The organism is Microcoleus sp. D3_18_C4 (assembly GCF_036702355.1).
Classification (GTDB): Bacteria; Cyanobacteriota; Cyanobacteriia; order Cyanobacteriales; family Microcoleaceae; genus Microcoleus.
Genome location: NZ_JAUBTF010000006.1, coordinates 80,644 through 106,086, shown reverse-complemented (window position 1 = coordinate 106,086; position 25,443 = coordinate 80,644). Strand labels below are relative to the sequence as shown.

The 25,443-nt window shown below is 44.3% G+C and carries 16 protein-coding genes; 1 reads left to right on the top strand and 15 read right to left on the bottom strand.

Annotated elements, in window-relative coordinates:
• Nucleotides 1-14 precede the first annotated feature (14 nt).
• The 5 genes from QUA90_RS04800 to QUA90_RS04780 all read right to left on the bottom strand — a co-directional run bounded on the left by QUA90_RS04800 (nucleotide 15) and on the right by QUA90_RS04780 (nucleotide 8,012).
• Nucleotides 15-4,592 carry a WD40 domain-containing protein gene (locus QUA90_RS04800; RefSeq protein WP_333444113.1) on the bottom strand — a complete coding sequence of 1,526 codons (4,578 nt, stop codon included), beginning with the start codon at nucleotides 4,590-4,592 and terminating at the stop codon, nucleotides 15-17.
• A 4-nt stretch (nucleotides 4,593-4,596) separates the two neighbouring features.
• On the bottom strand, nucleotides 4,597-5,976 hold the full coding sequence (locus QUA90_RS04795) for an ATP-binding protein (protein ID WP_333444111.1): 1,380 nt from the start codon (nucleotides 5,974-5,976) through the stop codon (nucleotides 4,597-4,599).
• 131 nt (nucleotides 5,977-6,107) lie between these two features.
• Nucleotides 6,108-7,298, bottom strand: coding sequence for a M20 family metallopeptidase (locus tag QUA90_RS04790; protein ID WP_333444109.1), 1,191 nt, complete (start codon nucleotides 7,296-7,298; stop codon nucleotides 6,108-6,110).
• Between the two features lie 110 nt (nucleotides 7,299-7,408).
• Nucleotides 7,409-7,597 carry a ribbon-helix-helix domain-containing protein gene (locus tag QUA90_RS04785; RefSeq protein ID WP_333444107.1) on the bottom strand — a complete coding sequence of 63 codons (189 nt, stop codon included), beginning with the start codon at nucleotides 7,595-7,597 and terminating at the stop codon, nucleotides 7,409-7,411.
• Between the two features lie 202 nt (nucleotides 7,598-7,799).
• Complete coding sequence (locus QUA90_RS04780) at nucleotides 7,800-8,012, bottom strand: ribbon-helix-helix domain-containing protein (protein ID WP_172189296.1); 213 nt, start codon at nucleotides 8,010-8,012, stop codon at nucleotides 7,800-7,802.
• Between the two features lie 140 nt (nucleotides 8,013-8,152).
• Here QUA90_RS04780 and QUA90_RS04775 point away from each other — a divergent pair, with 140 nt between their 5' ends.
• The gene (locus QUA90_RS04775) at nucleotides 8,153-8,386 is read left to right on the top strand and encodes a hypothetical protein (protein ID WP_242719202.1); all 234 of its coding nucleotides are present in this window, start codon (nucleotides 8,153-8,155) and stop codon (nucleotides 8,384-8,386) included.
• A 45-nt stretch (nucleotides 8,387-8,431) separates the two neighbouring features.
• Here the strand turns inward: QUA90_RS04775 and QUA90_RS04770 are convergent, their stop codons facing one another.
• The 10 genes from QUA90_RS04770 to QUA90_RS04725 all read right to left on the bottom strand — a co-directional run bounded on the left by QUA90_RS04770 (nucleotide 8,432) and on the right by QUA90_RS04725 (nucleotide 24,728).
• Nucleotides 8,432-9,238 (bottom strand): DUF3226 domain-containing protein, encoded by an 807-nt coding sequence (locus QUA90_RS04770; RefSeq protein ID WP_333444104.1) that lies wholly within the window; start codon nucleotides 9,236-9,238, stop codon nucleotides 8,432-8,434.
• The gene (locus QUA90_RS04765) at nucleotides 9,235-10,332 is read right to left on the bottom strand and encodes an AAA family ATPase (RefSeq protein ID WP_333323764.1); all 1,098 of its coding nucleotides are present in this window, start codon (nucleotides 10,330-10,332) and stop codon (nucleotides 9,235-9,237) included. Before QUA90_RS04765 ends, QUA90_RS04770 begins: the two co-directional genes overlap by 4 nt.
• A 124-nt stretch (nucleotides 10,333-10,456) precedes the next feature.
• Complete coding sequence (locus QUA90_RS04760) at nucleotides 10,457-10,723, bottom strand: Txe/YoeB family addiction module toxin (protein WP_333444102.1); 267 nt, start codon at nucleotides 10,721-10,723, stop codon at nucleotides 10,457-10,459.
• Nucleotides 10,720-10,944: a hypothetical protein gene (locus QUA90_RS04755; protein WP_190655705.1), complete on the bottom strand. Its 225-nt coding sequence runs from the start codon at nucleotides 10,942-10,944 to the stop codon at nucleotides 10,720-10,722. The genes QUA90_RS04760 and QUA90_RS04755 overlap by 4 nt, the downstream gene beginning before the upstream one ends.
• 222 nt (nucleotides 10,945-11,166) lie before the next feature.
• On the bottom strand, nucleotides 11,167-12,954 hold the full coding sequence (gene aspS, locus QUA90_RS04750) for an aspartate--tRNA ligase (protein WP_333444100.1): 1,788 nt from the start codon (nucleotides 12,952-12,954) through the stop codon (nucleotides 11,167-11,169).
• 154 nt (nucleotides 12,955-13,108) lie between these two features.
• Nucleotides 13,109-13,696, bottom strand: a complete 588-nt coding sequence (locus tag QUA90_RS04745; protein WP_333444098.1) for a hypothetical protein — start codon at nucleotides 13,694-13,696, stop codon at nucleotides 13,109-13,111.
• Between the two features lie 380 nt (nucleotides 13,697-14,076).
• Nucleotides 14,077-14,706, bottom strand: coding sequence for a macro domain-containing protein (locus tag QUA90_RS04740; RefSeq protein ID WP_333444096.1), 630 nt, complete (start codon nucleotides 14,704-14,706; stop codon nucleotides 14,077-14,079).
• A gap of 361 nt (nucleotides 14,707-15,067) precedes the next feature.
• The gene (locus QUA90_RS04735) at nucleotides 15,068-16,030 is read right to left on the bottom strand and encodes a diguanylate cyclase (RefSeq protein ID WP_333323754.1); all 963 of its coding nucleotides are present in this window, start codon (nucleotides 16,028-16,030) and stop codon (nucleotides 15,068-15,070) included.
• 10 nt (nucleotides 16,031-16,040) lie between these two features.
• Entirely contained in the window at nucleotides 16,041-19,136 is a 3,096-nt protein-coding gene (locus tag QUA90_RS04730) for an ATP-binding protein (RefSeq protein WP_333444094.1), read from the bottom strand.
• A 123-nt stretch (nucleotides 19,137-19,259) separates the two neighbouring features.
• On the bottom strand, nucleotides 19,260-24,728 hold the full coding sequence (locus QUA90_RS04725) for a PAS domain S-box protein (RefSeq protein WP_445300089.1): 5,469 nt from the start codon (nucleotides 24,726-24,728) through the stop codon (nucleotides 19,260-19,262).
• Nucleotides 24,729-25,443: the final 715 nt, after the last annotated feature.

The following is a 25,443-nucleotide window of genomic DNA, read 5'->3' as shown; positions in this document are numbered from 1 at the left end:
GACTGATTGGCTAATCATTTTTTCTGAGCGCTAATCTCATCGCAGAGGTGTTTATCGCTTTCATCAGCATTATTCTGCAAATAGTCGTGCAGCCAATCGCAGCCTTGCACCAGCATTTCATCTAAACTTTTAATTCGCCACAACCGCGCTGTATTGTCGCCTGATGCCGTAGCGATGTATTTGCCGTCGGGACTAAAAGTGACACTCCATACCGAATCTTGATGTCCTTTAAATTCCTGTATCAGCTTCCCTGTTAAATCCCACAACCGGGCTGTTTTGTCGTTTGATGCCGTAGCGATGTATTTGCCGTCGGGACTAAAAGTGACACTCCATACCGAATCTTGATGTCCTTTAAATTCCTGTATCAGCTTCCCTGTTAAATCCCACAACCGGGCTGTTTTGTCGTTTGATGCCGTAGCGATGTATTTGCCGTCGTGACTAAAACTGACACTCTCTACCGAATCTTGATGTCCTTTAAATTCTTGTATCAACTTACCTGTTAAATCCCACAACCGGGCTGTTTTGTCCCTTGATGCCGTAGCGATGTATTGGCCGTCGGGACTAAAACTGACACTCAATACCTCATCTTGATGTCCTTTAAATTCCTGTATCAACTTACCTGTGACATCCCACAACCGGGCTGTTTTGTCTGCTGATGCCGTAGCGATGTATTGGCCGTCGGGACTAAAACTGACACTCCATACCGAATCTTGATGTCCTTTAAATTCCTGTATCAGCTTACCTGTTAAATCCCACAACCGGGCTGTTTTGTCGTTTGATGCCGTAGCGATGTATTTGCCGTCGGGACTAAAACTCACACTCAATATCGAATCTTGATACCCTTTAAATTGCTGTATCAGCTTCCCTGTGACATCCCACAACCGGGCTGTTTTGTCCCTTGATGCCGTAGTTATGTATTGGCCGTCGGGACTAAAACTGACACTCAATACCCCATCTTGATGTCCTTCAAATTCTTGTATCAGCTTGCCTGTTAAATCCCACAACCGGGCTGTTTTGTCCCTTGATGCCGTAGCGATGTATTTGCCGTCGGGACTAAAACTCACACTCCATACCCATTCTTGATGTCCTTTAACTTCTTGTATCAACTTACCTGTGACATCCCACAACCGAGCTGTTTTGTCCAATGATCCCGTAGCGATGTATTGGGCGTCGGGACTAAAACTGACACTCAATACCCAATCTTGATGTCCTTTAAATTCTCGTATCAGCTTGCCTGTGACATCCCACAACCGGGCTGTTTTGTCCCTTGATGCCGTAGCGATGTATTTGCCGTCGGGACTAAAACTGACACTCAATACCTCATCTTGATGTCCTTTAAATTCCTGTATCAACTTGCCTGTGACATCCCACAACCGGGCTGTTTTGTCTGCTGATGCTGTAGCGATGTATTTGCCGTCGGGACTAAAACTGACACTCCATACCCAATTTTGATGTTCTTTAAATTCTCGTATCAGCTTGCCTGTGACATCCCACAATCGGGCTGTATGGTCTCGTGATGCCGTAGCGATGTATTTGCCGTCGGGACTAAAACTGACACTCAATACCCCATCTTGATGTCCTTTAAATTCTTGTATCAACTTACCTGTGACATCCCACAACCGAGCTGTTTTTTCCTCTGATGCCGTAGCGATGTATTTGCCGTCGGGACTAAAACTGACACTCCATACCCCCTCTTGATGTCCTTTAAACCGGTTTTGTTCTCGGATGTTGTCGAGAATCTGGTTGAGGGCAATCTGGGGAGTAGATATCGGGTAATCAGCAAGGGAACAAACGTCCTTGACTGTAGCTTTGAGTTCTTTTCCAGTCTTCACGGCAGAGATTAAAGCATCTATTTGGTTATTGTGCAACTCAAACTGTCTCAAAGCATCACTGGCAGATCGCTCTAATTCAGTCAATTTCTGTGCTGTTTCTAACAACTCTTCTGCTTGCAGCCGCGCCTCTGCTAATATCTGATTTTCAGCTTCAGTCTGCTTGAGTTTTTGGCGTAATTCTAGTAATTCCGCACCCCGCTGTTTGCGGATAAAAGGCACTAAATAATCGTGGACAAGTTGGTAACGTTCAATCGGAGTTGCTGGCACTTCTAACACCAATCCCGATTTAACGACAATCTCTAAAACCAACGGTAATCTTTTTGACTCTTTTCCTAAATCTGCTGCTAACTCAGCCAGAGTTTTCTGAGGACGAGTATTGTCTTCATCCGTCAGCAAGTACAAGACAAGTTCGGCAATATCTTTATTCTCCTGGCCGCAGTCGGCGATAACTTCTGCTAAAAATTCCTCAACCAGTTTGACCTTAGCCTGACTGCCTAGTTGCTGATATTCACTCAGTTGAGTAATCTGCCTTTTTTCCAGTTGCATTCCCACGACTTGAAGTTCGATCGGCCGTACTTCTCCCACTTCACCTGCTAAATCTGCTACCAGTGCGTTTGCCAAATCATCGTCCAAGTAAAATTGAGATCCTTTTGTTAAAGTTTGAACAATAGCTTTCGCATCTGGAATTGAGAAATTTCCCAAGTAATAGCAGATTTTTTTCGTAAGAATGTCGTTGTCAATAATTGATAAATTGGTGGCGCGATTGAACTCTAACAAGTAGAAAAGATAATCTTCCCGCAGCGACAGGATAATTTTGAGGTCGCTAATCTGATTTAAACATTCAGCCATAAAATCATATAACTCTCGCCTACCAATTGGATCTCGATAAGAAAAGAAAAATTCCTCAAACTGGTCAAAGATTAATACAGTTAATAAATTACGCTCTTGATTCAGTCGCAACTGTTTTAAAATAGCTGTTGGAGTGTCGATCGCCCCTGACAAATTCACAGCTTTTAATTGTTCAATTCCTGCTTTCAAACACTCACCGCAATCCCTCGCCCAATCATGATATGATTGCAATAAAATAGGCAATATGTCCCGCGCTTCAAAAGTTGTCAGTTGCAGTGCCGGAACTAACCATGCCTGAATTATCGAACTTTTTCCTACCCCTGATTGTCCGTGAACGATCGTCAGCTTGCAAGCAGGTGTACGTATCCGTTTACTTATCTCTTTAATATCGCGCGATCGCCCGGAAGCTGCTTCAATTTCCTCAACAATTTCGGCTTTTGATTTACCGGATTCTAAACCGCTGTCAATTATTTGTTGCGGCGACTGCAAGCGGCTGGCACCAATAAAAGCTTGCAACCCATATTTGCTTTTAACTGCTTGTTGTTCGAGTTTGATATCAAAGGCTTTTAAATATTCGCCTTGCTCAAAATAGAGAGTTTTCAACTCTTCTAAAATCCTCAGATAAAGCTGGACATCATCTTGAGGCTGGGTAATTACTTTTGCTTGTGTTAAAATTTCTATAATCTCAAGAGGGGAAAAAACTGACTGACTCCCCCCCTTAGCAAGGGCGGGCTGGGGGGGGTTAACTGTCGAACAGGGGATAAGATTTCGCTGCCCTTTTGCCAAAAGTAGCAGATACAAACCAGTCTCTTTTTTATTTATTCCTGCTTGTTCCAAAACCGACAATGCTAATTTAGCCGATTCGCAAGCTTTTTCCCACTGAGATTGTTGCAGTGCCACCTCAGCCAAAAAGCCGTAATCTTCAGCTATTTGACTCAGAGTGCCGTAATTTACGTGAATTTTTAATGCTTTTTTAGCTAAATTTTCCAACTCTTCCCAAGCTTGTAAAAGTCGCAGCACTTCGCAGAGTTCGCTAATACATTTGGCAGCTAAATCATGTCGCAGCACTGGCTCAAAAATCTCCAGAGATTGCTGTAAATACTTTCTAGCTTCTTGCCAATAACCTTGATTTCCAGCCCGGTGCAATTCAGCTTTGCGGTTGTAAGCTTCAGCAATCTTCTTGCCGACAATTCCTTGTCTTTCTAACTGGTGATTTTGCTGCCAAAATGTCAAACTTTGCTGATAATGTTCGAGTGCTAAATCTATTTGATTTTTCTTAACTTCAACTAAACCGCGAATAAATTGCCAACTAGCTTGCAATTCCGGGCCTAATGCTGCATTTAGCAGGTCATTCTCCAACAACTCAATTTCACAGTCATCTAACTTGAAATTCTCAACATCAGCAAAAGTCTGGTCTGCTTTTTGTCGCAAAAAAATCCTCAAATCATCGGGCGACATCGTAAACTGAATTGGAGGAGGAGCCCAAGACTTCAAATCATTCGCCGATCGACTGAATTTAGACAGTACGGAATCCGTCACCCATAATATCAAAGGAAAAGCAAAATCTTGCTTGAATTGATCTCGCGCTCTATTAGCCCCCGCTAGCAGGTCATCAAGAGCAACCACCGATTCGATACCGACAATTATTAAAGCTTTCGGCGGTTGCTCTTGGACGGCATTGAGAATGGTTTGATAAAGTGTTTTGGTAGCAGGTTCGAGGGCTAATTCTTGATATTCAACAGTCGAGCGATCGCGCAGCTTTTCCAGCATTGCAGAACGCAAGGTAGCATAATTGCAGCGCACTAGAGTTAAAGAAAACTTTCCTTGAAAGCGGGCGAGCGTCCTTACTAAAATAGAGAGCGATCGCTCATTTTCTGCTGCAATATCTTCGGCTAGATTTGAGTTTACCATAATCTCACGAATTTTGCTGCTGCCACAGCTTAAATTTGTCAGTTTCCATCAACAGCGGATTCAACGCAAACCAATTTCCTTGAGGGTCTACATATTCAAAAACCCACAGGTTTCGCAGCAAATCTTGGTATTCTTTATCTCCATTAATGCTTTGTTCTTTCACCACCTTAAAAAGTAATTTCCACTCATCATTATCAATGCCATTCCTCAGAGTGTCGCGGGAACTGCGAATCACTGATTTCAACACATTTTGCGAAATTGGAGGATCATCTTGCTGCAAGCAACCAAACAGCATCCCCATCAAATTTCGCAGATGACCTCCGCTGACGCGACACAATTCATCTAAAGTTTCAGGAGTGTCAAAAACTTCGGTAATTAATGTGATATGTTCCTCGGTTGGCATATCGGGAAAAGCCCGCGACATCACCATGCGCCGCAGCAAATCCATCCCCTCAACACATTCGCTGCCGTCTCTCTTCTTTACTGGTACCATTGGCAAAACTTTTGGGTCAACTCCGCCTCCCAAGCGATTTTTCAAAATTTCACTTTCATTGCCAAAAATCAATCCCAGCGGCAGGGTATAAACTAAATGGCAATTCAGTTGCCGCAACTGATCGCCCCGGTCAATAAAGATATATTCTGGCAACAGTCGCCCCGCTGCATTGGGTCGAGAAACTATCCTGTCTAAGTTGTCAACAATCACCACCAATCCTTTTTTACCCCGCTGCTTTAGCTGATTAATTGCTACATCAATAATTTCTTGATTAATCAGTTCTAACATTTTATTAGCTTGCGGTTCCATGTACTGTCTCAGTTTAGATCGCAAGTCGGGATTACTTTTGGTTTTGGCAGTAATTTTGGCGATGCCTAAAGGCAGAGAGACTTCCAGATTTCCGTCTGTATTGCCCTTATATTTGCTGCCAAAAAGTTCTCCTTCAGCTTCTAAAGTCACAGGGGTCTGTAAAAAATCCCAACTATTTTTTAAGAATTCTTTAAAGCGCTGGGGCTGCAAGGAAATTTTGCCCTCTTCCAAGCTTTGGGTGACTCGCCGTGCGATCGCTAACATGATATCTGTCAAATCGAGATCCATTTCATCGAGGTCTTGTGTTGACTCGAAGTAAACTACATGAAACCCCTCATCTGTCAACTCTTTTTCCAGTCGCGACAATTCAGTAGACTTGCCGCAACCAATATGTCCGCTAAATAATTGGCAAGTCGGTTTATCTGGTGACACGCGGGTAATTGTTCGTTTGAGTATGTTAATGATTTTCCCGCCGCGCACCTCAGCAAAATCAATGTAGTAGCGCCGATCTTCGGCATAGCCCAATATCAGGGAGCGACTGGGGTTGCAGGCGTCGCAGAATCGCTCAAAATCTAGGTTCATAAAATTTTCTAAATTAGTTTTTGTAGTTATTGTAGGGTGGGTCAGGGCTGAATGTTTTTACTAGAGACTAAACATTTTTCCGGCTAACCACCCTACTGTTAGTTAGCTGACCACCCATACGTCGAAGACTATTAGTGTGAACCTGGATGCTGTTTCCAATATTGGTAGGCGGCATAGGCTAGGGTGACAGCGCCGGTCACAATGGCCGCTTCATCAACCTCAAATTGCGGGTGATGGAGGGGATAGTTCGGTTTGTCAGTCAGTCCCACTCCTAAGCGAAACATGGTTCCCGGTGCGTGTTCTAAGTACATCGAAAAATCTTCCGCGCCGAGGGATGGTTCTGGTAAAATTTGGACGCGCGATCGACCTAAAGCTTCTAAAGCCGCAGTTTCGACTAATTGCGTGAGTTTTGGGTCGTTTTGGACTCCCGGCACGCCGCGCTTGTAGGTGAGTTCGTACTTAGCGCCGTAAGTCCCGCAAACGCTAGAAACAATTTGTTCGATCCAAGCCGGCAGGTTTTCGTGGGTTTCCGGATGGAGCGATCGCACGGTTCCCAATAATTTTACTCGATCGGCAATTACGTTCGGCGCTCGTCCGCCGTTAATTTGCCCGATCGTCAAAACCAGTGGCCTCAAAGGATTTTGCGTGCGGCTAATTGCCTGCTGCAAGGTGGTAATTATCTGAGAAGCTATCCAAATTGCGTCGATCGCCTCGTGGGGACGCGCACCGTGGCCTGATTCGCCCATCACAATCAATTCTATGTCATCTGCCGCCGCCGTCAGTGCCCCGTGGCGGATACCGATGCAACCGCCGGGAATCGTGGGGAAAACGTGCACTCCGAGGATGCCGTCAACATCTTGCATCGCGCCATCTTTAATCATCCATTGAGCACCTTGGGCAATCTCTTCCGCCGGCTGAAACAAGAAGCGGACGTGACCGGGCAATTTTTCCCCTAGCTGAGACAATATCATGGCTGCGCCCAAACCGACGGTGGTGTGGATGTCGTGGCCGCAGGCGTGCATCACTCCCTCGTTGCGGGAGGCAAATTCTAAGTTAGTGCGTTCTTGAATCGGCAAAGCGTCCATATCGGTGCGAATTGCCAGCCACCGGGACTCGTTGCTGTGGCCTTTGATTTCGCCGAGCACTCCTGTTTTGCCGATTCCTTCGATCGCGCGGACTCCGCTGGAAGCGAGAACTCCGGCTACGTAGGCGGCGGTTTGATATTCTTGGCCGCTGAGTTCGGGGTGGGAGTGGATGTGGCGGCGAATTTCGATTAAGCGGGGTGCTAGGGTGGCGGCTAATTCTTGGATGCGGGGAAGCATGAATTTACTTGGGGAGTGCGTTAATTAACTAAGGTAACGCAGATGCTTGGGGTTGAACCCGCATCAAGGGTGATTCTCGCTTAACAGGCTTTCCGGCCTGTTCCAGCGGATTAATCATCTTTGGATTCTTTGGATTCATTAAACTTGCCTTCCTTCTGCGCTCTTTCGAGTCCTTCTTCCACCAAAAGTAATGCCATTTGGGAAATCGAACGACGCTCAATGCTCGCCAGTTTTTCTAACTTCTCCTTGATTTCGGGCGGCGGGTAAAAGGCAACTCTGGGAGATTTTGCAGGACTCACATTGTTTGGGGGTAGCGTGTTAACGATGTTATTTTAGCTGACTGCAAATTTTTTAGAGTTTTTTTAACCCAAGGTAGCACACCACAATCTAGTTTAGGCTATGGCAATCTAAACACCCAAAAACCAAACCCCACTCCAACACAAAATCAACGGCCCGACAGGTTGGCAGTTGAGAATGACTCATCAGCGTAGAGATCAAAGGTTAATTGCTGCTGGGTTCATCTTCTGTAGTCTTTTTAGCCAAATAAGCATCTACAGCTTCAGAGACAATCCGACTTACGAGATTGCTGACTGTCCGGTCTTCTTTCTTGGCCCAATCTTCCAAGACGTTGTAGGCGTTTGGAGGAACGTAGCTGGTGACTCGTTTTAGGTTTTTTGCTGGCAAGTTAGGCAACTGGGAATTTACTTCATACATCGATCGTACTTTCTTTGTACGCCTCTTGCATAGTGACACACGGTGTGATACCGTGTAAATAGTCAAACACAAAACCCCCACCGGTCAGAGTTGCAATCGTTCGGTGGGGGCTTGAACTCCCATATTTAGGAGGAAACTCTATGATATCACCGCCAAAGTCAGTTCCCGAACTGCTCCGGGAAGAAATTCCTGATGTACCTCAAGGTAAGCAACCGATCCGTTTGCTGTTGTGTGGCGTTCCCAAAGCGGTAGACAGCATCGTTAATCTGTTGCACGTTTTAGGTTTTGCAGAAGTTGGGGAATGGAGCCCGCCTCTACCATCGCCGATAGCGGGTGAGGTGATTCGGATTTTAACCCGTTACTGGAAAGAGTAATCTTTGAGGGCGATCGCACGTTTTTTTGTGAAGTGCGATCGACCCTTAACTCAATTCCAAAAGTTGGCTCAAAAATTCAATAAAATTTGCCAAAGCCGGAACCTGCTGCTGTGTCTGTTCGCTCACCCAATTATTATCAGCAATACTTGCTGTATTAGTTTTGCCGGGTTTGAGAACGCTGACAACAGTAGCCACTAAAACTTTTTGTCTATCGAAATTTTTCCATTTTAAAGCTTTTATATCTGATTGTGAGAACTCATTTAGATATGAACTAGCTTTCTCCATGTACGCGGGATAAGCTATCTGTCCGCACTCGCACAGTAAAGTATCTAAAACACCTTGCTGCTGATTGTCTGGCAAAACATAGATTCCTGTACGCGGGCTATTAGTATCTACAACACCAGGGTTAACTGGAAAATTAGGAAAATAACTGCGGAACTTGTTAGAATATGTTGCGACAATGTGATCGGGAGTTGATTTGTCACAATCGGCAACTATCCCGAATGCTGCCAAGTTTGTTTGATACTCAGAATTAGCAGACAAAATGTCATCCAAATTAGTCACAATATTGCTTCCTTCGCCTTCATAAATTGCTACCGATAGGCTCTCTGTGAACAGAATAGAAGGCATATTAAGACGTTTGTACAAGCTTCCTTGTTTGGGATACTTAGGAATAAATTTGTGCCAGAATTTATCAAATTTACTTTCCAATTCTTTTGACATATCCAATCTTGTCAACTTATCCAATTTATCCCACTCTTCCCGAAAATATTTAAAACCCAAAAGCTTGAGAACCTTGCCGACAAATGCCTGATCGTGCGGGCCTTCTACTCCAATAATGGCATATCTCACACGCGAACCTCCAGACCTAAATCCTCCCGCAATCTTTGCAATCTTTCCCGTTCAATTCTAACGGCTTTAGTTTGTGACTCCTGTTTCTCTAAACGATAAAGAACTAAGTCCGTCTCCGTATCGCTAGCATCCAACATCGCATCAACTGTTTCTAAACTGTGAGTAGTTGCAAATAACTGAACATTCATTTGCTTGCACCACTGCACAATCCAAGCAAATGAACTGCGAAGTGCTTCAGTATGAATTGCTGTTTCTATCTCATCAATTAGCAAAACTCCACCTCTGACTTTTGTCAGTGTTAGAGCAATAAATAGCAAGCGACGTACTCCATCACCAAAAGAACTTAATGGTGAAATACCCACCTGTTTGTGGTCAATATAGAGACTGCTACGATTGCCGCCATGCGAGAGAATCACTAAATCAATAATTCCTGAATCCATCACTTGCAATAGCTTAATCACTTCCGGCTTAAAACGCTGAAAAATAGCTTCTGAGAGCAAGCCAACTTGTGACTGTTCTATGCGGTGAGAAAAAGGTGTCACAGTATCAACTGACAGCATTGCATCTGAGCGAATTCGCCGATTTGTTAAACGCTCATTTTCCCAAATTTCAAAAAATTCAGATAATTCATTTGGTGAATCCGATATAATAGCTTTCAGCTCTATTTCTGCACCTCGCAGAGTATTATCAAATCCAAGATCGTCTGAGGATTGACTTTCGTCATCATCCGATAATTCCACTCCCTCAAATTCTTGGTAAATTGCCCTCGACTCTCTCACTAGAAACTTACCATTACCAGAAACACGAGTTTCCATTTGGTAAAAATCCAATTGTTCTTCTTCTTTCTTTTGAGGAAACAGCCATTTTAGTGCCTCCAGTCTTGGCTTGCGAGAATATTTGATTTCTCGCCGCCACGATGTGTTCAGCCATTCCAGCGGATCTAAGGGGCGACAATAGGTTGATATCGCCTCTAAAACACTGGTTTTACCTGAGTTATTCCCACCAACCAATATGTTGATTTGGCCCAAGTCCTGCAAAGTTAAATCTCGCAGACCTCGGAACCGATGAATGGTTAAATTGTCAAGGTGTTTCATAATTATGACTTGGGCGTATAAGTCGATCGCACTTGCAACTCCTTCAACTGCTTCTCATCCACACCAGACGGCGCATTTGTCAGCAAACAACCCGGCTGCTGCGTCTTCGGAAACGCAATCACATCTATTCACTGTAATGATACTTACAAGCCACGATCGCAATTTCTTGCTCCGTAACTCGGTAAACTAAACGATGTTCGTTATCAATGCGCCTAGACCAAAAACCACTTAACTCGTATTTCAGAGGTTCAGGTTTTCCCAATCCTTCAAACGGTGAGCGGTCTATATCTTTAATCAATTCTACAATTTTGCGATAAATCTTTTTGTCTAATTTTGCCCATTCATTAAAATCTGCAAAAGCAGAAGATTCACAAACAATTCTTCTGCTCATTGCAAATTCTGTAAGTTAACTTCAACTAAATTTTGCCCCTCTTTAACATTTTCAATAGCTTTTAAAAGTCTATTTTTGTTGACTTCTGATTTCAAAAGATATTCTGTTTCATCACACTCAGAAACAATTATTTCAATCTCTTTATCTCCAAAAGTCGCCTTGATTTGTTCTAAAAAATGATGATTGAGTTCGCTGGCTTTTAAACGATAAACTGTTGACATCGTTTTTACCTATTTTCGATTATGCTAATTATAGCGTTTTTAGTCTCAAGACCTGGAATGTAACTCTAGCATACAGTATCAGCCAAAGTTTTGACTCAATGACAGTCCAGGACGCAGAATAGTGTCTGTCATGCTGAACAAAACGCAGTGTAGTGAAGCATCCAGCGAGATGCTTCCCTTCTCTCAGCATGACACATAGGCTTTGCCTAAGTCCCCATTCGCTTATGACTTGGGCGTATAAGTCGATCGCACTTGCAACTCCTTCAACTGCTTCTCATCCACCCCAGCCGGCGCATTCGTCAGCAAACAACCCGCCTGCTGCGTCTTCGGAAACGCAATCACATCGCGAATCGATTCCTCACCAGCCAACAGCATCACCAACCGATCCAAGCCGTAAGCAATGCCTCCGTGGGGCGGAGTTCCATACTCAAACGCATCCAACAAAAAGCCAAACTTATTATAAGCTTCCTCAGTCGATAAGCCGATCGCCTCAAACACCTTTTCCTGAACTTCCCGCTGATAAATCCGCAGGGAACCGCCGCCGACTTCTGTACCGTTTAACACCAAGTCGTAAGCTTGAGCTCTCGCAGTTTTCAAATCATTAATATCGTCGGGATGCGGCGCAGTAAACGGGTGGTGCAATGCTTCCAAACGCTTCTCGTCAGCGTTCCATTCAAACATCGGGAAATCTGTCACCCACAGCAGATTCATCTTGTCTTTGTCAATCAATCCCAATTCGTTACCGACAAACAAACGCAATCTATCCAAAGTCTTATTGACAGTTGTCGCGTCAGCCGCAGCAAATAACAACAAATGACCGGGTTGCGCGCCCGTGCGATCAAGCAATTCCTGTTTTTGCGCTTCCGTCAAATTATCCTTAATAGCGCCGATCGTATCAATTTCGCCATTATCCCGCACGCGAATGTAAGCCAATCCCTTCGCACCCGCTTCGCTGGCTTCCCTAAACAAATCGCCACCCGGTTTAATCCGCACGTTAGAAATCGCATCATTCCCGCCGGGAATCGGCAAAACTTTCACAATTCCGCCCGCAGCAACCGCCCCGGAAAATACCTTAAATCCCGAATCTTTCATCAAATCGGAAACATCGACTAATTCCAAACCGAAGCGAGTGTCTGGTTTGTCGCTACCGTAGCGATCCATTGCTTCCGCGTAAGTCAAGCGCGGAAAAGGACGAGGCAATTCTATGCCTTTGACACTTTGGAAAATCTGGGAGACTAAACCTTCGTTTAATTCGATAACTTCTTCTAAAGACATGAAACTCATTTCCATGTCTAATTGTGTGAATTCCGGCTGTCTGTCGGCACGCAAATCTTCATCGCGGAAACAGCGGGCAATTTGATAATATCTGTCCAAACCCGAAACCATTAACAATTGTTTGAACAACTGCGGCGACTGCGGCAAAGCGTACCATTCGCCCAAATTGACGCGGCTGGGCACTAAATAATCTCTCGCACCTTCAGGAGTCGATCGCGTTAAAATCGGTGTTTCAACTTCAATAAAACCTCCCACATCTTCCAAGTGGCGACGCATAGCTTTCACAACTTGGTGGCGAAGCTGCAAATTGCGACTCATACGATCGCGCCGCAAGTCCAAATAGCGATATTTCAGGCGCAAATCTTCCCGCACGCTTTCATTTTCCGCCGTCGCCACCTGAAACGGTAACTGTTTGCGAACCGCATTTAACAACTCAATTTCGTCAGCATAAATTTCCACCTCACCTGTAGGCAATTTCGGGTTGAGGGACTCTTCGGGGCGGTTGGTGACTCGCCCAGTAATTTTAACCACGTATTCGCTGCGTAAAGCCTCAGCCCCGTGATAGGAATCGGGGGTGCGTTCAGGATCGCTGACAATTTGCACAATACCCGATCGATCGCGCACATCCAGAAAAATCACCCCGCCATGATCGCGGCGGCGATCCACCCAGCCGTAAAGGGTGACAGTCTCTCCGATGTGTTCGCTTCGCAGTTCGCCGCAGTAGTAACTTCTCATAATTGGGGGTTAGGGACTAAAAATAAAGCTTTTTGATTATAGCGCTTAGTGTCAAAACCTTTTATGAACAGGCAAGATGCCTGTTCCACAAGAAAATTCAATCTTTGTGGAACAGGCATCTTGCCTGTGCTTTAAAATGGTCTCATATCTGAGTTTAATCCTTCTTGTCAAAAAACGCCGTCAGTGCGTTCCATGCAGACTTAGCCGTCTCTGTCAAGCGAGTGCCGATCGACTCAATTTGCTTCACAATAAGGTGCCAATTCTTTTCAGCTTCCGTGTGAATGTGGTCAACAGCTTGTTCGATGCGATCGCGTTCGATCAATTTATTTTGTTCCACCGCTTCTCGCGCTTGTCGCACTGCTTTCAAATAAGCTTCGCGACTGACTTCGCCTGCATCTTGCACCTGCGCTTGCGCCCGCGTTTTAATCGCATCTACCACCAGCCAATTTTTCTCAGTTTCTTGTTTAATCAGCCTGACTGCTTCTGTGAATCTCTCGTGGGCGAGATCCTTATTTTCTTCGATCGCCGCCGAGGCCTTATTCACAGCTTTTAAATAAGCTTCGCGGGTGAGTTCGCCCGCTGCTTGCACTTCGGCGGTGGCGCGTTTTTTAATTGCTTCCAACAGCGCCGCAGTTTCTGCGATCGCCTCATCAGTCGCATCGGGCATCTCTTTTTTGACGAGCTCCGTCGTTTCCAGAGTTGCCTCTAAAACTGGTTCCTCGGTTACTTTTGGATCTGTCATCTCAATCTTCTCCTGTGGTAGTAAACATTTTCAAAAAATCTCACAGTCCCTGGATGCAGACTTTGTAGGTGTAGCGCCAGAACGAATTGTGGTTTTTTATACAGACTTTGTACGTGTAGCGCCAGAAGGAATTCTGGCATTTAATAAGAACTAGGCAATTCTTTTTCCAGCTTGATCAACTTTTGTATCCGCGTTTACCTAGTTGGAATGACCTCAGTTCTATTACATTATATCTACCAAAGTTACTCTCGTGTGTAGGATACCACCAACTTGCAGGTACGGTTTAGCGCACTTAATTTTGTGATAAGTCTCTATACCTAAAAAAAAAACACCAATAAACTTGGTTTCTCAACACAATAAAACGGGCAAATTTAATAATTTCAATTTGCACCGTGCAAATCTTCGCTTTCTTCCGTATATAACAAGTGGTGACATCTTTGAGCGTGCAGTAAAGATTGAGGAAATTCGTACTTAGATAAGAGGATCTCTTCGAGTGCAACTTTCATTTGATTGGCGCAGATATGTGCTGGCACTTTGCCCGTTCCCGTACCCATGCCGGGAATAGCGATAGTTTCAATGATATGTTTGACTGGCGTTCCATCTGGGACTGAGCCAAATTTTACGAGAGTCAAAATAGCGCGGGTTGCTAGATAAACATTTACTGTTTCTCTTAAAACTGTGGGAACGCGCATAATTGGTGCAGCGATTAAATAGGGAATTTCAGCATGATCGGTGTCTACAATTTCTGCCATTCCTACTAAGAGTTCGCCGTGATGTCGAGCCTGAATTAGTTTTTGCAAGCGTTCAAGAACCTGCCCTCCAAAATATTCCGAAATTTCTAAATCTAAGCCGTCGTCCATGAAACCAAAACTATTCCCCGGACTAACAAGAGCATCACATTTCACATCAAATATTGAACCGTGATGTATCTTGACATTTTCCATACTGCCGCAAGTGCTTTCCCACGATCTAACTAAACTATCGTCTAAGGCAGCCAGCACAATTTGCATAAATACTCTCTCTTAATTTTAATTGCGAACAGCTAGAGCGATCGCCAATTTAATCCTACAATACTTTACATAAGTCTGCTGAATTTTAAATCCAGCTCGATTTCAACTAGCAAATGTTCAATAGCTACGACATTTTTTGATCGCACACACCCTTAAGCTAATACAGAGAGAGCTTTTAACCCGGTTGCCACCCTGTCAGGTTTAGGTGTGATGATGTGTACTGCATCGTGTTTTCCGGCTGAGGGGCTAAAGTTTTCAAGCTGTTTCCTTATCTTGTTTTCAGTGTACTCTTTCTCGGTTGAACTCACATTTAATAAATAATGCTTATGGCGCTCCGATCTCGCGATTATCAAAAGAACGGTTAAGAATTCAAACAGCGTTTGGTGCGTTTATGCTCGTACATTAGTTTGTCAGCCTTTGCCAGCAATTGTTCTAATAAAACTTCATTATTTAACTCCCCGAACTGCACACCAAGACTTATTGATATATAACCTCGCTCGGACTGTTGATTAAAGCAATCTATATTTTCTTGCAGGCGACTCTGAAAATTAGTAGATGAATCACTAGAAAAATTAGTAATAAATAAAGCAAATTCATCTCCTCCCAGTCGAGCTACAATATCCGCGTCACGAAAGGTTTGCTTTAATATTTGAGCTGCGTCAACAATTACTCTGTCTCCCATTTCGTGTCCGAAAGTATCGTTAATCTTTTTCAAACCATCTAAGTCAGCGAACAAAATACAATAAGAGGTTTGCGTGCGTTGAGCAATTTTCAGTTGTTGTTCTGCTAATAAAAAAAAGCCACGTCGGTTATATAATCCAGTTAATTGATCGGTCACGGATAGCTGCCTTACTTCTGCTTCTGCCTTTAGACGTTCCTGAATTTCGTGTTCTAAACGTTGATTTTGTTCGATCAGTTGTTGGCGTTGCTGTTGGATGAGTAATTGATTTTTTACTCGCATGAGTACTTCCTGCTCTTGAAAGGGTTTGGTAATATAATCTACACCACCCAGTTCAAAGGCTCGTAGCTTGTTTTCCAGTCGCTCGATCGCACTGATAAAAATAACCGGGATCTCTGCACTGGCTTCCGATGCTTTTAACTTTTGGCAGACTTCGTACCCATTCATCTCCGGCATATTGATGTCAAGTAAAATCAGACTTGGTGGGTCGCGATGAACACCTTGGAGCGCCATTCTGCCGTTGAGCGCTTTACGCACAATATAGCCCTGTGACTCTAGAATTTTGGCTAACAAGCGCAGATTGTCTGGGGTATCATCCACGATGAGAATATTCGTTTGGGCGGCAAGTTTGAATAGAGTTGTCATGGTCTTCTTCCTAAATCTGGGTGAGAGTTGCGATCGTTTCAAGCTGAAAGTTATCGACCAGAGATGTCATCGCTTCGATGAAATCTTGTTTCTCCTGGGGAATTTGAGCAATAAGTTGATAAAGCTTATTATCACTAAGATCGAGTGCTGCTTCATGAACTTCTGCAATCCACTGGGTGGGCATGGTTTTCAAGTCAGGAGTAAATATCTTTGGTGGCGAAGCTGATGAGTCTGGCGGAAATTTTTCGGCGTAGCAGTAGCGGACGCCCAAGTGATGAGCTATTTTGTCGAAAAGTGTGTATTCATTAAACGGCTTGGCAATGTAGTCATCGCAACCAACTTGCAGGCTGGCGGTGCGATCGTCTTCAAAAGCATAGGCAGTGAGGGCAATGATGCGTGTCATTTGTCTGTTGTCCTGTGACATTTGCTCTCTCGTGTCTGCTGATGACCCATGACTAATGACTAATGACTGTTGCGCTCGAATCTGTCTCGTCGCTTCATACCCATCCATCACAGGCATTTGAATGTCCATCAAAATCAGGTCAGGGTGCCATGTTTGCCAACGATTGATCGCCTCTACCCCATTTTCCACCGCACACACATCAAACCCAACTGACTGCAGCAGCGTCACCAGCAGTTGCCGATTTTCTAGAACGTCTTCTGCTACTAGAATTCGGTAGATAGGTTGCCCAGGTTCAATCCCGATAATCCGATCGCTAATTTCAGGTTCCTCTAAATCAAGGGACTCTGGTAGTTCCAAAACGACTTGGCAGGTAAAAGTAGAGCCTCGATCTAGGGTGCTTCGCACGGTGATATCGCCTCCCATCAGACGCGCAAACTCACGACTGATAGACAGTCCTAAACCTGTTCCTCGATCATGACGATCACGATTGGTTTGCATGAAGGCGTCAAAAATTGATTCTAAATCTGAGGGAGAAAGGCCCGATCCGGTATCCTCAACTTCGAGAGACAGGGTAATAGTTGGTTTAATATCGGGTGGATTAGTGGCGCGATCGCGATTTGTACCGGATGACATATCATCTGATGAAAAAGCTCGTCCGCGCAGGGCTATGCTTCCTGTTGTTGTAAATTTGATCGCGTTCCCCAACAAATTAATCAAGATTTGGCGAAGTTTTGCTTGATCGCCACAAACATAACGGGGGACAGTAGCATCCCACTCGCTGCTCAGATGTAACCCTTTCTCAGGCGCTTTGAGAGTGAACATCTCGTTAATAGAACCCAGCATTCGATGCAGATTAAAACAGCTTGTACTCAGTACCAATTGCCCTGCTTCAATCCTAGACATTTGCAAAACATCGTCGATCAATGTCAGCAGGTGTTCTCCACTACGGGTAATGATGCCTAAATGCTCTTGGAATTCTTCTGGGATATAGGGGCTGCGGTTCATAAGCTGGGTAAATCCCAGAATGGCGTTGAGTGGCGTTCTGAGCTCGTGGCTCATGTTGGCAAGGAACTGGCTTTTGGCACGGTTGGCTATAGCGGCCCTTTCTGCAGCGTGTTCTAGGGCAGCTTGCGAAAATTCTAACACCGCCAGCATGAGGATATGTCTCATTTCGGCGGCAGCTTCTAACTCTGCAATCTGCCACGGATAAGACATCTCCCGCACAGTCTCTTGCCACAGTTCAAAGGATTTGCGGGGACACAGGTGCATTTTTCCAATTTCGTCGATCGACACAGCATCCTGTGGATTACCTGCCCAGTTTATGGTTTGAATTTGTTCGGGTCGGAACCAAAGGATGTGGTATGACTTTTGTTTGGCGTAGGATAGGAAGATTGAGATTGCTAAAACACCGCTAGCTCGATCTTTGAATTGCTTCGCTTGGGCATACAACTGAGACAAAGAAGCTGTTGCAAACACTCGTTCTTTGTTCTGTTGCAGCAACCACTGCACGAGTTCGTCAACCTCAGCTTCAGATGGTGTTTGACCCACCAATGTCAGACGACCATCGAGCAGAATTGCAGCTCCCTGAGCATGAACTAAATCTAGCAATTGAGAAGCATTTTCGGTCAATACCTGTTCGATAAAATTAGAATCTCGCCGGAATGCCTGCTGAAGTTGAGCCTGAATAGTTTTCGCCTGCGATCGGTAAAGGTTCAATTCTCGCTGTTGCTGGTGCACCAGTTCGATCGAGGCAAATTGTCCTAAAAATTCACAGGTTTTGCGAGTGTCGTAATCTACCAATCGCGGGCTGTAATGGTGACAGGCAATTAATCCCCAGAGGCGCCGATCGTCAATTAACGAAATTGTCAGTGTCCCAGCAACTCCCATATTCTGCAAATATTCAAGGTGGTAGGGAGATACTCCCCTTAACACACAAGCAGTTAGATCCTGCGGTGTATCGGTTAGGGGATGGTTGGTGGGAATTAGGCGGGCCGGGGTGTAATTGATATTGGGAATTTGGCGTATCCAATTGCGGTAAAACAATTTGCGGGCGGGTACGGGAATATCGATCGCCGGGTAATGCAATCCCAGGTAGCTTTCTAAATAGCTTTCTTTCTCTTCGGCAATCACCACCCCATGCTCATCGGCTTCAAAGCGATATACCATCACGCGATCGAACCCGGTGATGGCTTTCACTTCTCTAGCAATGGTTTGAGCTAAATCCGAAAGATCGATCGCACTGCGAAAGTTGAGGATAACTGTTTGCAGATGATGATAAAAATCGATTTTCTGATTATTTTCAACAGTCAATTGGGGTTCTAGCTCCAGAATCAAATCATCTGGTAGCTGATGTACTGTGCTTCTAAATGTTTGAATTTTACCGTCTTTTAGAGGTATTTTTATATCAAAAGTATTATTAATGTTTATTTGTTCGTGACTGATCTGCCTGACAATTTCTTGGACTCGATCGTGACCAAATATTTTTGGCAATGAATGACCTAATAATTCTTGGACAGAAATTCCAAAAAACTGTTCGACATTTTCACTAGCTTGTAAAATATTGAGGTTGTTTCGTTGCATAAATAAAACGATTCCGTGTGGCTGAATATGACCGGGAGCGTACACGGATTCGTCACTGCATTCCTCTAAATTTGTTAAATCGCCAGGAGTAATTTGGGAAATATTGGGTATTTTATGAGGCATTTTAGAGCAGTAGTTATCAATAAAAATTAAGAAGTTTTTTGCCAATTGCCAAGAATTAAATTTAATTCTTTTTAGCTGTTCCTAATTCCCTAGTCCTAATCAAACGTTTAACTGCACAACACCTTATAAATCCAATGGACGGATTCCACTTGGGAAATTACGTTGAATTAGATTAAGGATTTTCTCAAATTGATACTGGTTGGCGAGTTCGGTCAGATGAATACCGAATTGAGCGAGTTCTGAGGAAAGTTGAGCTACCAGTCCAACGATCGCAAAATCATCCCCACATAAAGCAGCATCTTCCAACTGAACCACCCATTCTTTTGGTAATGTCGCCAGAAGCATTGGATCGAGGGAATCAGAAACGGAAGAGGAAACCGAACAGAGATCAGAAGGAAAACAATCTGTTCCCCGTTCCCCTTTTTCTGTGTCCTCTTCCTCATATACATACTCTAAACCTAGGTATTCCCCCATCTTAAGAAATAGGGTCTGTTCCCGGAAGGGCTTGCTGATGTAGTCGTTGCAGCCAGCAGCCAAGGCTAGGGCGCGATCGCTCTGGGAAGCCTGGGCCGTAAGTGCAATAATGATACTCTTCTGTCCGTCTTCCATTGCCCGAATTTGCTTCGTAGCCTCGTATCCATCTAACACGGGCATCCGAATGTCCATCCAGGTGAGGTCGGGTTGCCATTGTTGCCAAATCTGCACCGCTTCCTGTCCGTTGGTAGCTTCTTTTACTTCTAATCCTAATTGTGTCAGTAATCTGACCATTAGCAAGCGATTTTCTGCTTGATCGTCAACCACCAAAATGCGATGATCCGGTTGACTCGGAGCCAGCCCAATCACGAGGCGATTATTCTCTTCGGGTGTAACATTAACTCCACTGATGGGGCTGACGGGAAGGGTAAAGGTGAAGGTACTACCCTCTCCCAGAGTGCTGCTGACAGAAATTTCTCCGCCCATGAGTTCCAACAATTTGCGGCTAATGGTGAGACCTAGCCCAGTACCGCCGATCGATCGTCTCCCAGCTTGGGCTTGCACAAACGCATCGAAGATAGTATCGAGTTCGACCGATGCCATCCCTACACCTGTGTCAGCGACTACAAACTGGAGAATCGGCCGAGTTGTGGTTAATGCCCCTGTACCGTCCGCCTCAATGCTGACTTGCAAACTAATCCTTCCCCGATCGGTAAATTTGATGGCATTACTCAGCAGATTCAGCAAAACCTGGCGCAGTTTTTGAGCATCGACAAGCATAAATTGGGGAACTTCTGGCGCAATCTCGAAACAAAGGTCAAGTCCTTTAGAACTTGCTCGTTCCGCCAACATATTTCGGAGGGAATGCAGCAGCGCAATTAAGTCCAATCCGCTTTCTTCAACTGTGCAGTGTCCCGATTCAATTTTCGAGAGATCCAGCACATCGTTAATCAAACTCAAGAGGTGATCTCCACTGCGCCGAATTGTTTCCAGGTCTTGTTTTTGGTTGGGAGTTAGGGAGGGGTCATGGGTCATTACCTGAGCAAATCCTAGAATTACGTTGAGAGGAGTGCGTAATTCATGGCTCATATTGGCTAGGAAGGTACTTTTTGCCAAGTTCGCTGCTTCTGCTGCTTCCCTTGCGTGCTGCAGTGCCAATTCTTTTTGTTTGCGATCGCTGATATCTTGCCCAATGCCCAAAAAATGCCCGCTAGAAAGCCGCACGTTTGCCCAAGATGTCTCTAACTGCTGTCCGGTGGCAGTCAGTGTTTTCATATCTTGCCACTTGCCGGTTGCTGATAACATAAAGTCCCCGACATTTTGACGATCAACTGGGTCAGGATAACACTCAGCTAAGATATCTTTTTGCTGCCAATCTTCTAGCGACCAACCTAAAATGTTTTCAAATTCCGGGTTGAGCAATTCCATTTGACCTTGCCTGTTAAATAAAGCAATCATCACTGGGATATTATCGACGATCGTCTGAAACATCTCTTTCTGATAGCGCAGAGCTTCCTCTGCCTGTTGTCGAGCCGTAATATCTCGCAGAAAGGTAGTAAAAATAATTTCACCGTTGATCTCGATCTTGGAAATCGAAGCCTCTGCCGGAAACTCTGTGCCATCTTTGCGCCGTCCAAAAATGGCTCCTCGCCCTGCCATTTGCCTTGCATAGGCTCCATTGTGGGCATACTCGCCGATGTGCTGATGGTGAAATTCTGCAAAGCGCGAGGGCATCAACATCGCCACGGGTTTTCCTAAAACTTCCTCAGCGGCGTAACCAAAAATTCGTTCTGCTCCTTTGTTAAACAAAGTGATTTGCTGATTGGTATTGATCGAAATGATCGCATCGCTGGCAATTTCTAAAATTCCGGCAAATCGCGCTTGAGAGATTTTTAACTCGATTTCGGATTGTTGGCGCTCGGCTTCGTTGCGTTTACGTTCGCTAATATCCCGGCAGATACAGAAGTTCATCATCTCATCTTCTAATTTCACCCGGTTCCAGCTAATTTCCACGTCATACACGGAACCATCCTTGCGGCGATGTCGCGTCTCAAACAGCGGAATAACCTCCTCTCTCTGGAGTATAAGTTGTAGTTCTTCCTTCGTCCATTCAGCATCCCAATCAAACACACTCAGATTCAGGGTTTCTTCTAGGGTGTAGCCCAGCATTTGAGCAAAACTGGAGCTAGCTTCGACAACTTTTCCGATGCGATCCATGACCACAACACCGTCCAGTGAAGTGTTGAAGAAGGTTTTACTCCGCACGAGTTCCTTTTCTAGTGCAAGTTCGGCTTTTTTGCGATCGCTAATATCTTTCATGAAGCAGTAATGCCCCATAAATTGGTGCTGTTCGTCGTAAGTTGAAATCATCACCAATTGCTTATAAAAAACCGAACCGTCTTTACGGACTCCTTTCGTTTCAACTTCAACTCGGCCCTCTTGCACCATCAGCCAATAGGCCGCAACCAGTTTTTTCAACTCATCGGGATGTACGGTTTTTTCCCAAGACATCCCCACCATTTCTTCTGGCTGATAGCCTGTCACGTCAGAATATGCTTTATTGGCATAGAGGTAACGTCCTTGTACATCCACTTTTGAAATGCCGGACAGCGCATTTTTCATCACCTCACTCAGTTCTCTAAGCTCTGCTTCTGCGTGTTTGCGATCGGTGATATCTTCTGAAAAACAAAGTAGGTACTGGGGCTGATGCTGCTCGTCGTAAATGGGAATCTTCACCGTATGCAGCCAACATTTGCCCAGACTATGACTGTCAATGACTTCTTCGAGAATATCCTCAGTCTTACCTTTCTCAAAGGCTTCTCTATCCTTTTTGTCAAAAAAGATAGCCTGTTCTGTTGGGAACAAATCATAGCCACTTTTGCCGATCGCTTGTTCGGCTGATATGCCAAATAACCGTTCGCTGGTTTTATTCCAAAACTGAAATACGCCAAATCGTTTAGGCTGTGCGTCCTTAACAAAAACCGCTACTGGTAAATTATCCAGCAGTGCTTGTAAGAAATTGCGAGTTTTTTGGATTTCCAGCTCTACTTTTTTGCGCTGGCTAATATCAATAAACGTAACTACAACTTGTGTGATTTGACCGTTTGGATCGAACTCCGGGTAGGCATTAACTAATACCCATACACAACTCTCAATTCCTTTTTTAATTCCTAAAACATAATTTTTGAGGGAACTTCCAGTGGATAAAACCTGATTCACGGGATATTGCTCTAGGGGCATAACGCTGCCATCTTCGCGTACCAAATGCAATCCCGGATCGCTCACGGTTTTTCCCAGTATTTGATCCATTGAAAACCCTAGTAATTCAGCAGCCGTTTCATTACATAATTGGACGCTGGTATCTGTCGCATGAATCACAAAACCCGCATTTAAGTTATCGATCAATTGCCGATATCTGGCTTCGCTTACCTGTAAAGCAACTTCAGCTTGCTTGCGCTCTGTAATGTCGGTGTGAGAGCCAGCCATCCGAATTACGTTACCTGCATCATCCCACAGCGCCTGACCGCGATCCAAAATCCATTTGTAGGAACCATCTTTGCAGCGAATGCGATGTTCTGTGATATAAAAAGGAGTTTTCTTGGCAAAATGATCTTGAACGGCTTGCATCACCCATCCCAAATCATCGGGATGTATCAAATTAACCCATTGGTCTAAAATGTTTTGGATTTCATGGTCTTCATAGCCCAGCATTTCCTTCCAGCGACTAGAAAAGAAGATCTCATTGGTTTGAACATTCCAATCCCAAATGCCGTCATTATTCCCGCGTACAGAAAGTTCCCAGCGTTCTTCACTTTCACGTAGTGCTGCTTCTGCTTGTTTGCGGTCAGCAATATTCCGGGCAATCTTTGAGGCTCCAATTATATTCCCTGTTTCGTCTTTAATGGGAGACACACTCATCGAGACATCGATTAATGTTCCATCTTTCCTCAGCCTCTTTGTATCGTAGTGTTCGATGCGTTCTCCTCGCTGGATTTTGGTGAGAACTTCGTTTTCCTCATCTCGATAGTCTGCGGGAATCAGTTTTCTCCCTGATTGCCCTACTATTTCGGTCGCTGTATAGCCAAAAATTGTTTCGGCTCCTACATTCCAACTTGTAACTACACCCTCTAAATCTTTGCTGATAATGGCATCTTCCGAAGATTCAACGATCGCAGCTAGTCGAGCGATCGCAATTTCTGCCTGTTGTCGCTGGTGAATTTCCCATTGCAACTGGCGATTGGCTTTTTTGAATTGATGGACTTCGCGATAACTAACTTGTGCGAGATACATGACCAAAATCAGCAGCCAAACTAAACTCAATCCCCCAATTAACACAACTGTTGGTAAATACAATTTACCCTCTTTTACTAAATCTAAATTTGGATAAAGATCAACTCGCCACTCGGCACTATAGGCTCTTATTAAAACTGTTGTAAGAGGTAAACATTGAGACAAAAGCTCTTGACCGTAGATCAAATTCGTGTCATCATATATAGCCACCTTGTACCCAAATGGCACTTTTAAAATACTGTCAAATAGAGTTTTAAACTTAAAAACTCCGACAATAAACCCATCAAACCGCTCCCCTACAAATAAAGGAAAAGTTGCTAGAAATCCTTGACCCCCTTGAACGAGGGAAACATTGCGAGTTAACATAGGTTGACGCAAATCACGAGCCACTTGCAAAGTGATTTTGCGACGCATTTCCAGATTAAGATCTAGGTTTTGCGCTGCCTCATTCCCAGCCAGTGGCACAATCGATCGCACTTTAAATAATGGATCAACTAATGCGATCGCCTGATAACCGTAGAAATCCTTTACATAAGCCTCAGCATCGGCTTCCCAAAGAGCCTTTGGTGTACCGCCATTTGCTTCCCAGCGATTCGCCATTTGTCGAAGTGTCAGCATCCGAATTGATAATTCTTCGGTCAGTTTTGACTGAATCGCATTGGCTTCCTGCTGAATTAACTGCTCAATGTGAATTTGTCCGTTGATGGTTAGCTGTTGCCACGTAAATAAAACAGCAAGAGAAGCCACCACACCAAGCAAAAGAGGTAGCAATCGTTTAAGTCGTGTTTGGCATAAACTTCTAATTACGTTGAGTCGAGGGATTACCATAAATTAAGCGATAGATAAATAGATCTGTATTCCCTTTCTTGGGCTAGAGTTGGGTAATTTAATGAGGCAATAAAAAAAAGTTTCTAGCGTGAAAACCAGTTAGGCATAAGACAATATCTAAACTTTATCTGCCTCAAGTGACCTATTAGATTCCACCGACAAAGAATGTTGTTCATTAAGCCCTAGCCCTCTAACTAGATTAAGAGAGGGCGATGAGCAATATCTGTTCAGATTGTAAATAGGTGTTGTTTGCCAACATTGGCGACAAAACCAGTAGATTTGATGCTGGCGAACGTGACGGAGCATTTGAGTCGAGCAGCAGGGGCAGTGTGTCATAAAGACCTATTTTTTAACTAAGGGGTACTTCACTCTTGTTGCAAAGTGCTGTAAGCTCGCTTGAAGCAACGATAACAAGACCCTATACAAAAAAAATAAAGATTTGGTAAAGAATATAAAATGGTTAAGGAAAAGATACAAGTTTAAACATTCCGTAATAAAATTAAGAGCGAAAAGAATTTTTATCCCACAATACGCACCTTGTAATGTCACATCTTTTGTGTGATAATTCTACACTATTCAGATGCAGCTTTTGAGATCCATTCCTACATAAAATAATTTTCCTGTTCCCTATACCTTGATGTGATATGAGAGTCTAAATCCTAGCGTTACATCTTTGTATGAAGGTATCGCGGGCAGGTAGTCTGGTCTAGAAGAT

Coding starts and splice junctions, on each gene's coding strand:
- QUA90_RS04730 (WP_333444094.1), bottom strand. CDS start 19,136: ATGCCTCATAAAATACCCAATATTTCCCAAATTACTCCTGGCGATTTA.
- aspS (WP_333444100.1), bottom strand. CDS start 12,954: ATGAGAAGTTACTACTGCGGCGAACTGCGAAGCGAACACATCGGAGAG.
- QUA90_RS04725 (WP_445300089.1), bottom strand. CDS start 24,728: ATGGTAATCCCTCGACTCAACGTAATTAGAAGTTTATGCCAAACACGA.
- QUA90_RS04780 (WP_172189296.1), bottom strand. CDS start 8,012: ATGTATGAAGTAAATTCCCAGTTGCCTAACTTGCCAGCAAAAAACCTA.
- QUA90_RS04740 (WP_333444096.1), bottom strand. CDS start 14,706: ATGCAAATTGTGCTGGCTGCCTTAGACGATAGTTTAGTTAGATCGTGG.
- QUA90_RS04760 (WP_333444102.1), bottom strand. CDS start 10,723: ATGAGCAGAAGAATTGTTTGTGAATCTTCTGCTTTTGCAGATTTTAAT.
- QUA90_RS04790 (WP_333444109.1), bottom strand. CDS start 7,298: ATGCTTCCCCGCATCCAAGAATTAGCCGCCACCCTAGCACCCCGCTTA.
- QUA90_RS04795 (WP_333444111.1), bottom strand. CDS start 5,976: ATGAACCTAGATTTTGAGCGATTCTGCGACGCCTGCAACCCCAGTCGC.
- QUA90_RS04800 (WP_333444113.1), bottom strand. CDS start 4,592: ATGGTAAACTCAAATCTAGCCGAAGATATTGCAGCAGAAAATGAGCGA.
- QUA90_RS04775 (WP_242719202.1), top strand. CDS start 8,153: ATGATATCACCGCCAAAGTCAGTTCCCGAACTGCTCCGGGAAGAAATT.
- QUA90_RS04735 (WP_333323754.1), bottom strand. CDS start 16,030: ATGACAACTCTATTCAAACTTGCCGCCCAAACGAATATTCTCATCGTG.
- QUA90_RS04765 (WP_333323764.1), bottom strand. CDS start 10,332: ATGAAACACCTTGACAATTTAACCATTCATCGGTTCCGAGGTCTGCGA.
- QUA90_RS04755 (WP_190655705.1), bottom strand. CDS start 10,944: ATGTCAACAGTTTATCGTTTAAAAGCCAGCGAACTCAATCATCATTTT.
- QUA90_RS04745 (WP_333444098.1), bottom strand. CDS start 13,696: ATGACAGATCCAAAAGTAACCGAGGAACCAGTTTTAGAGGCAACTCTG.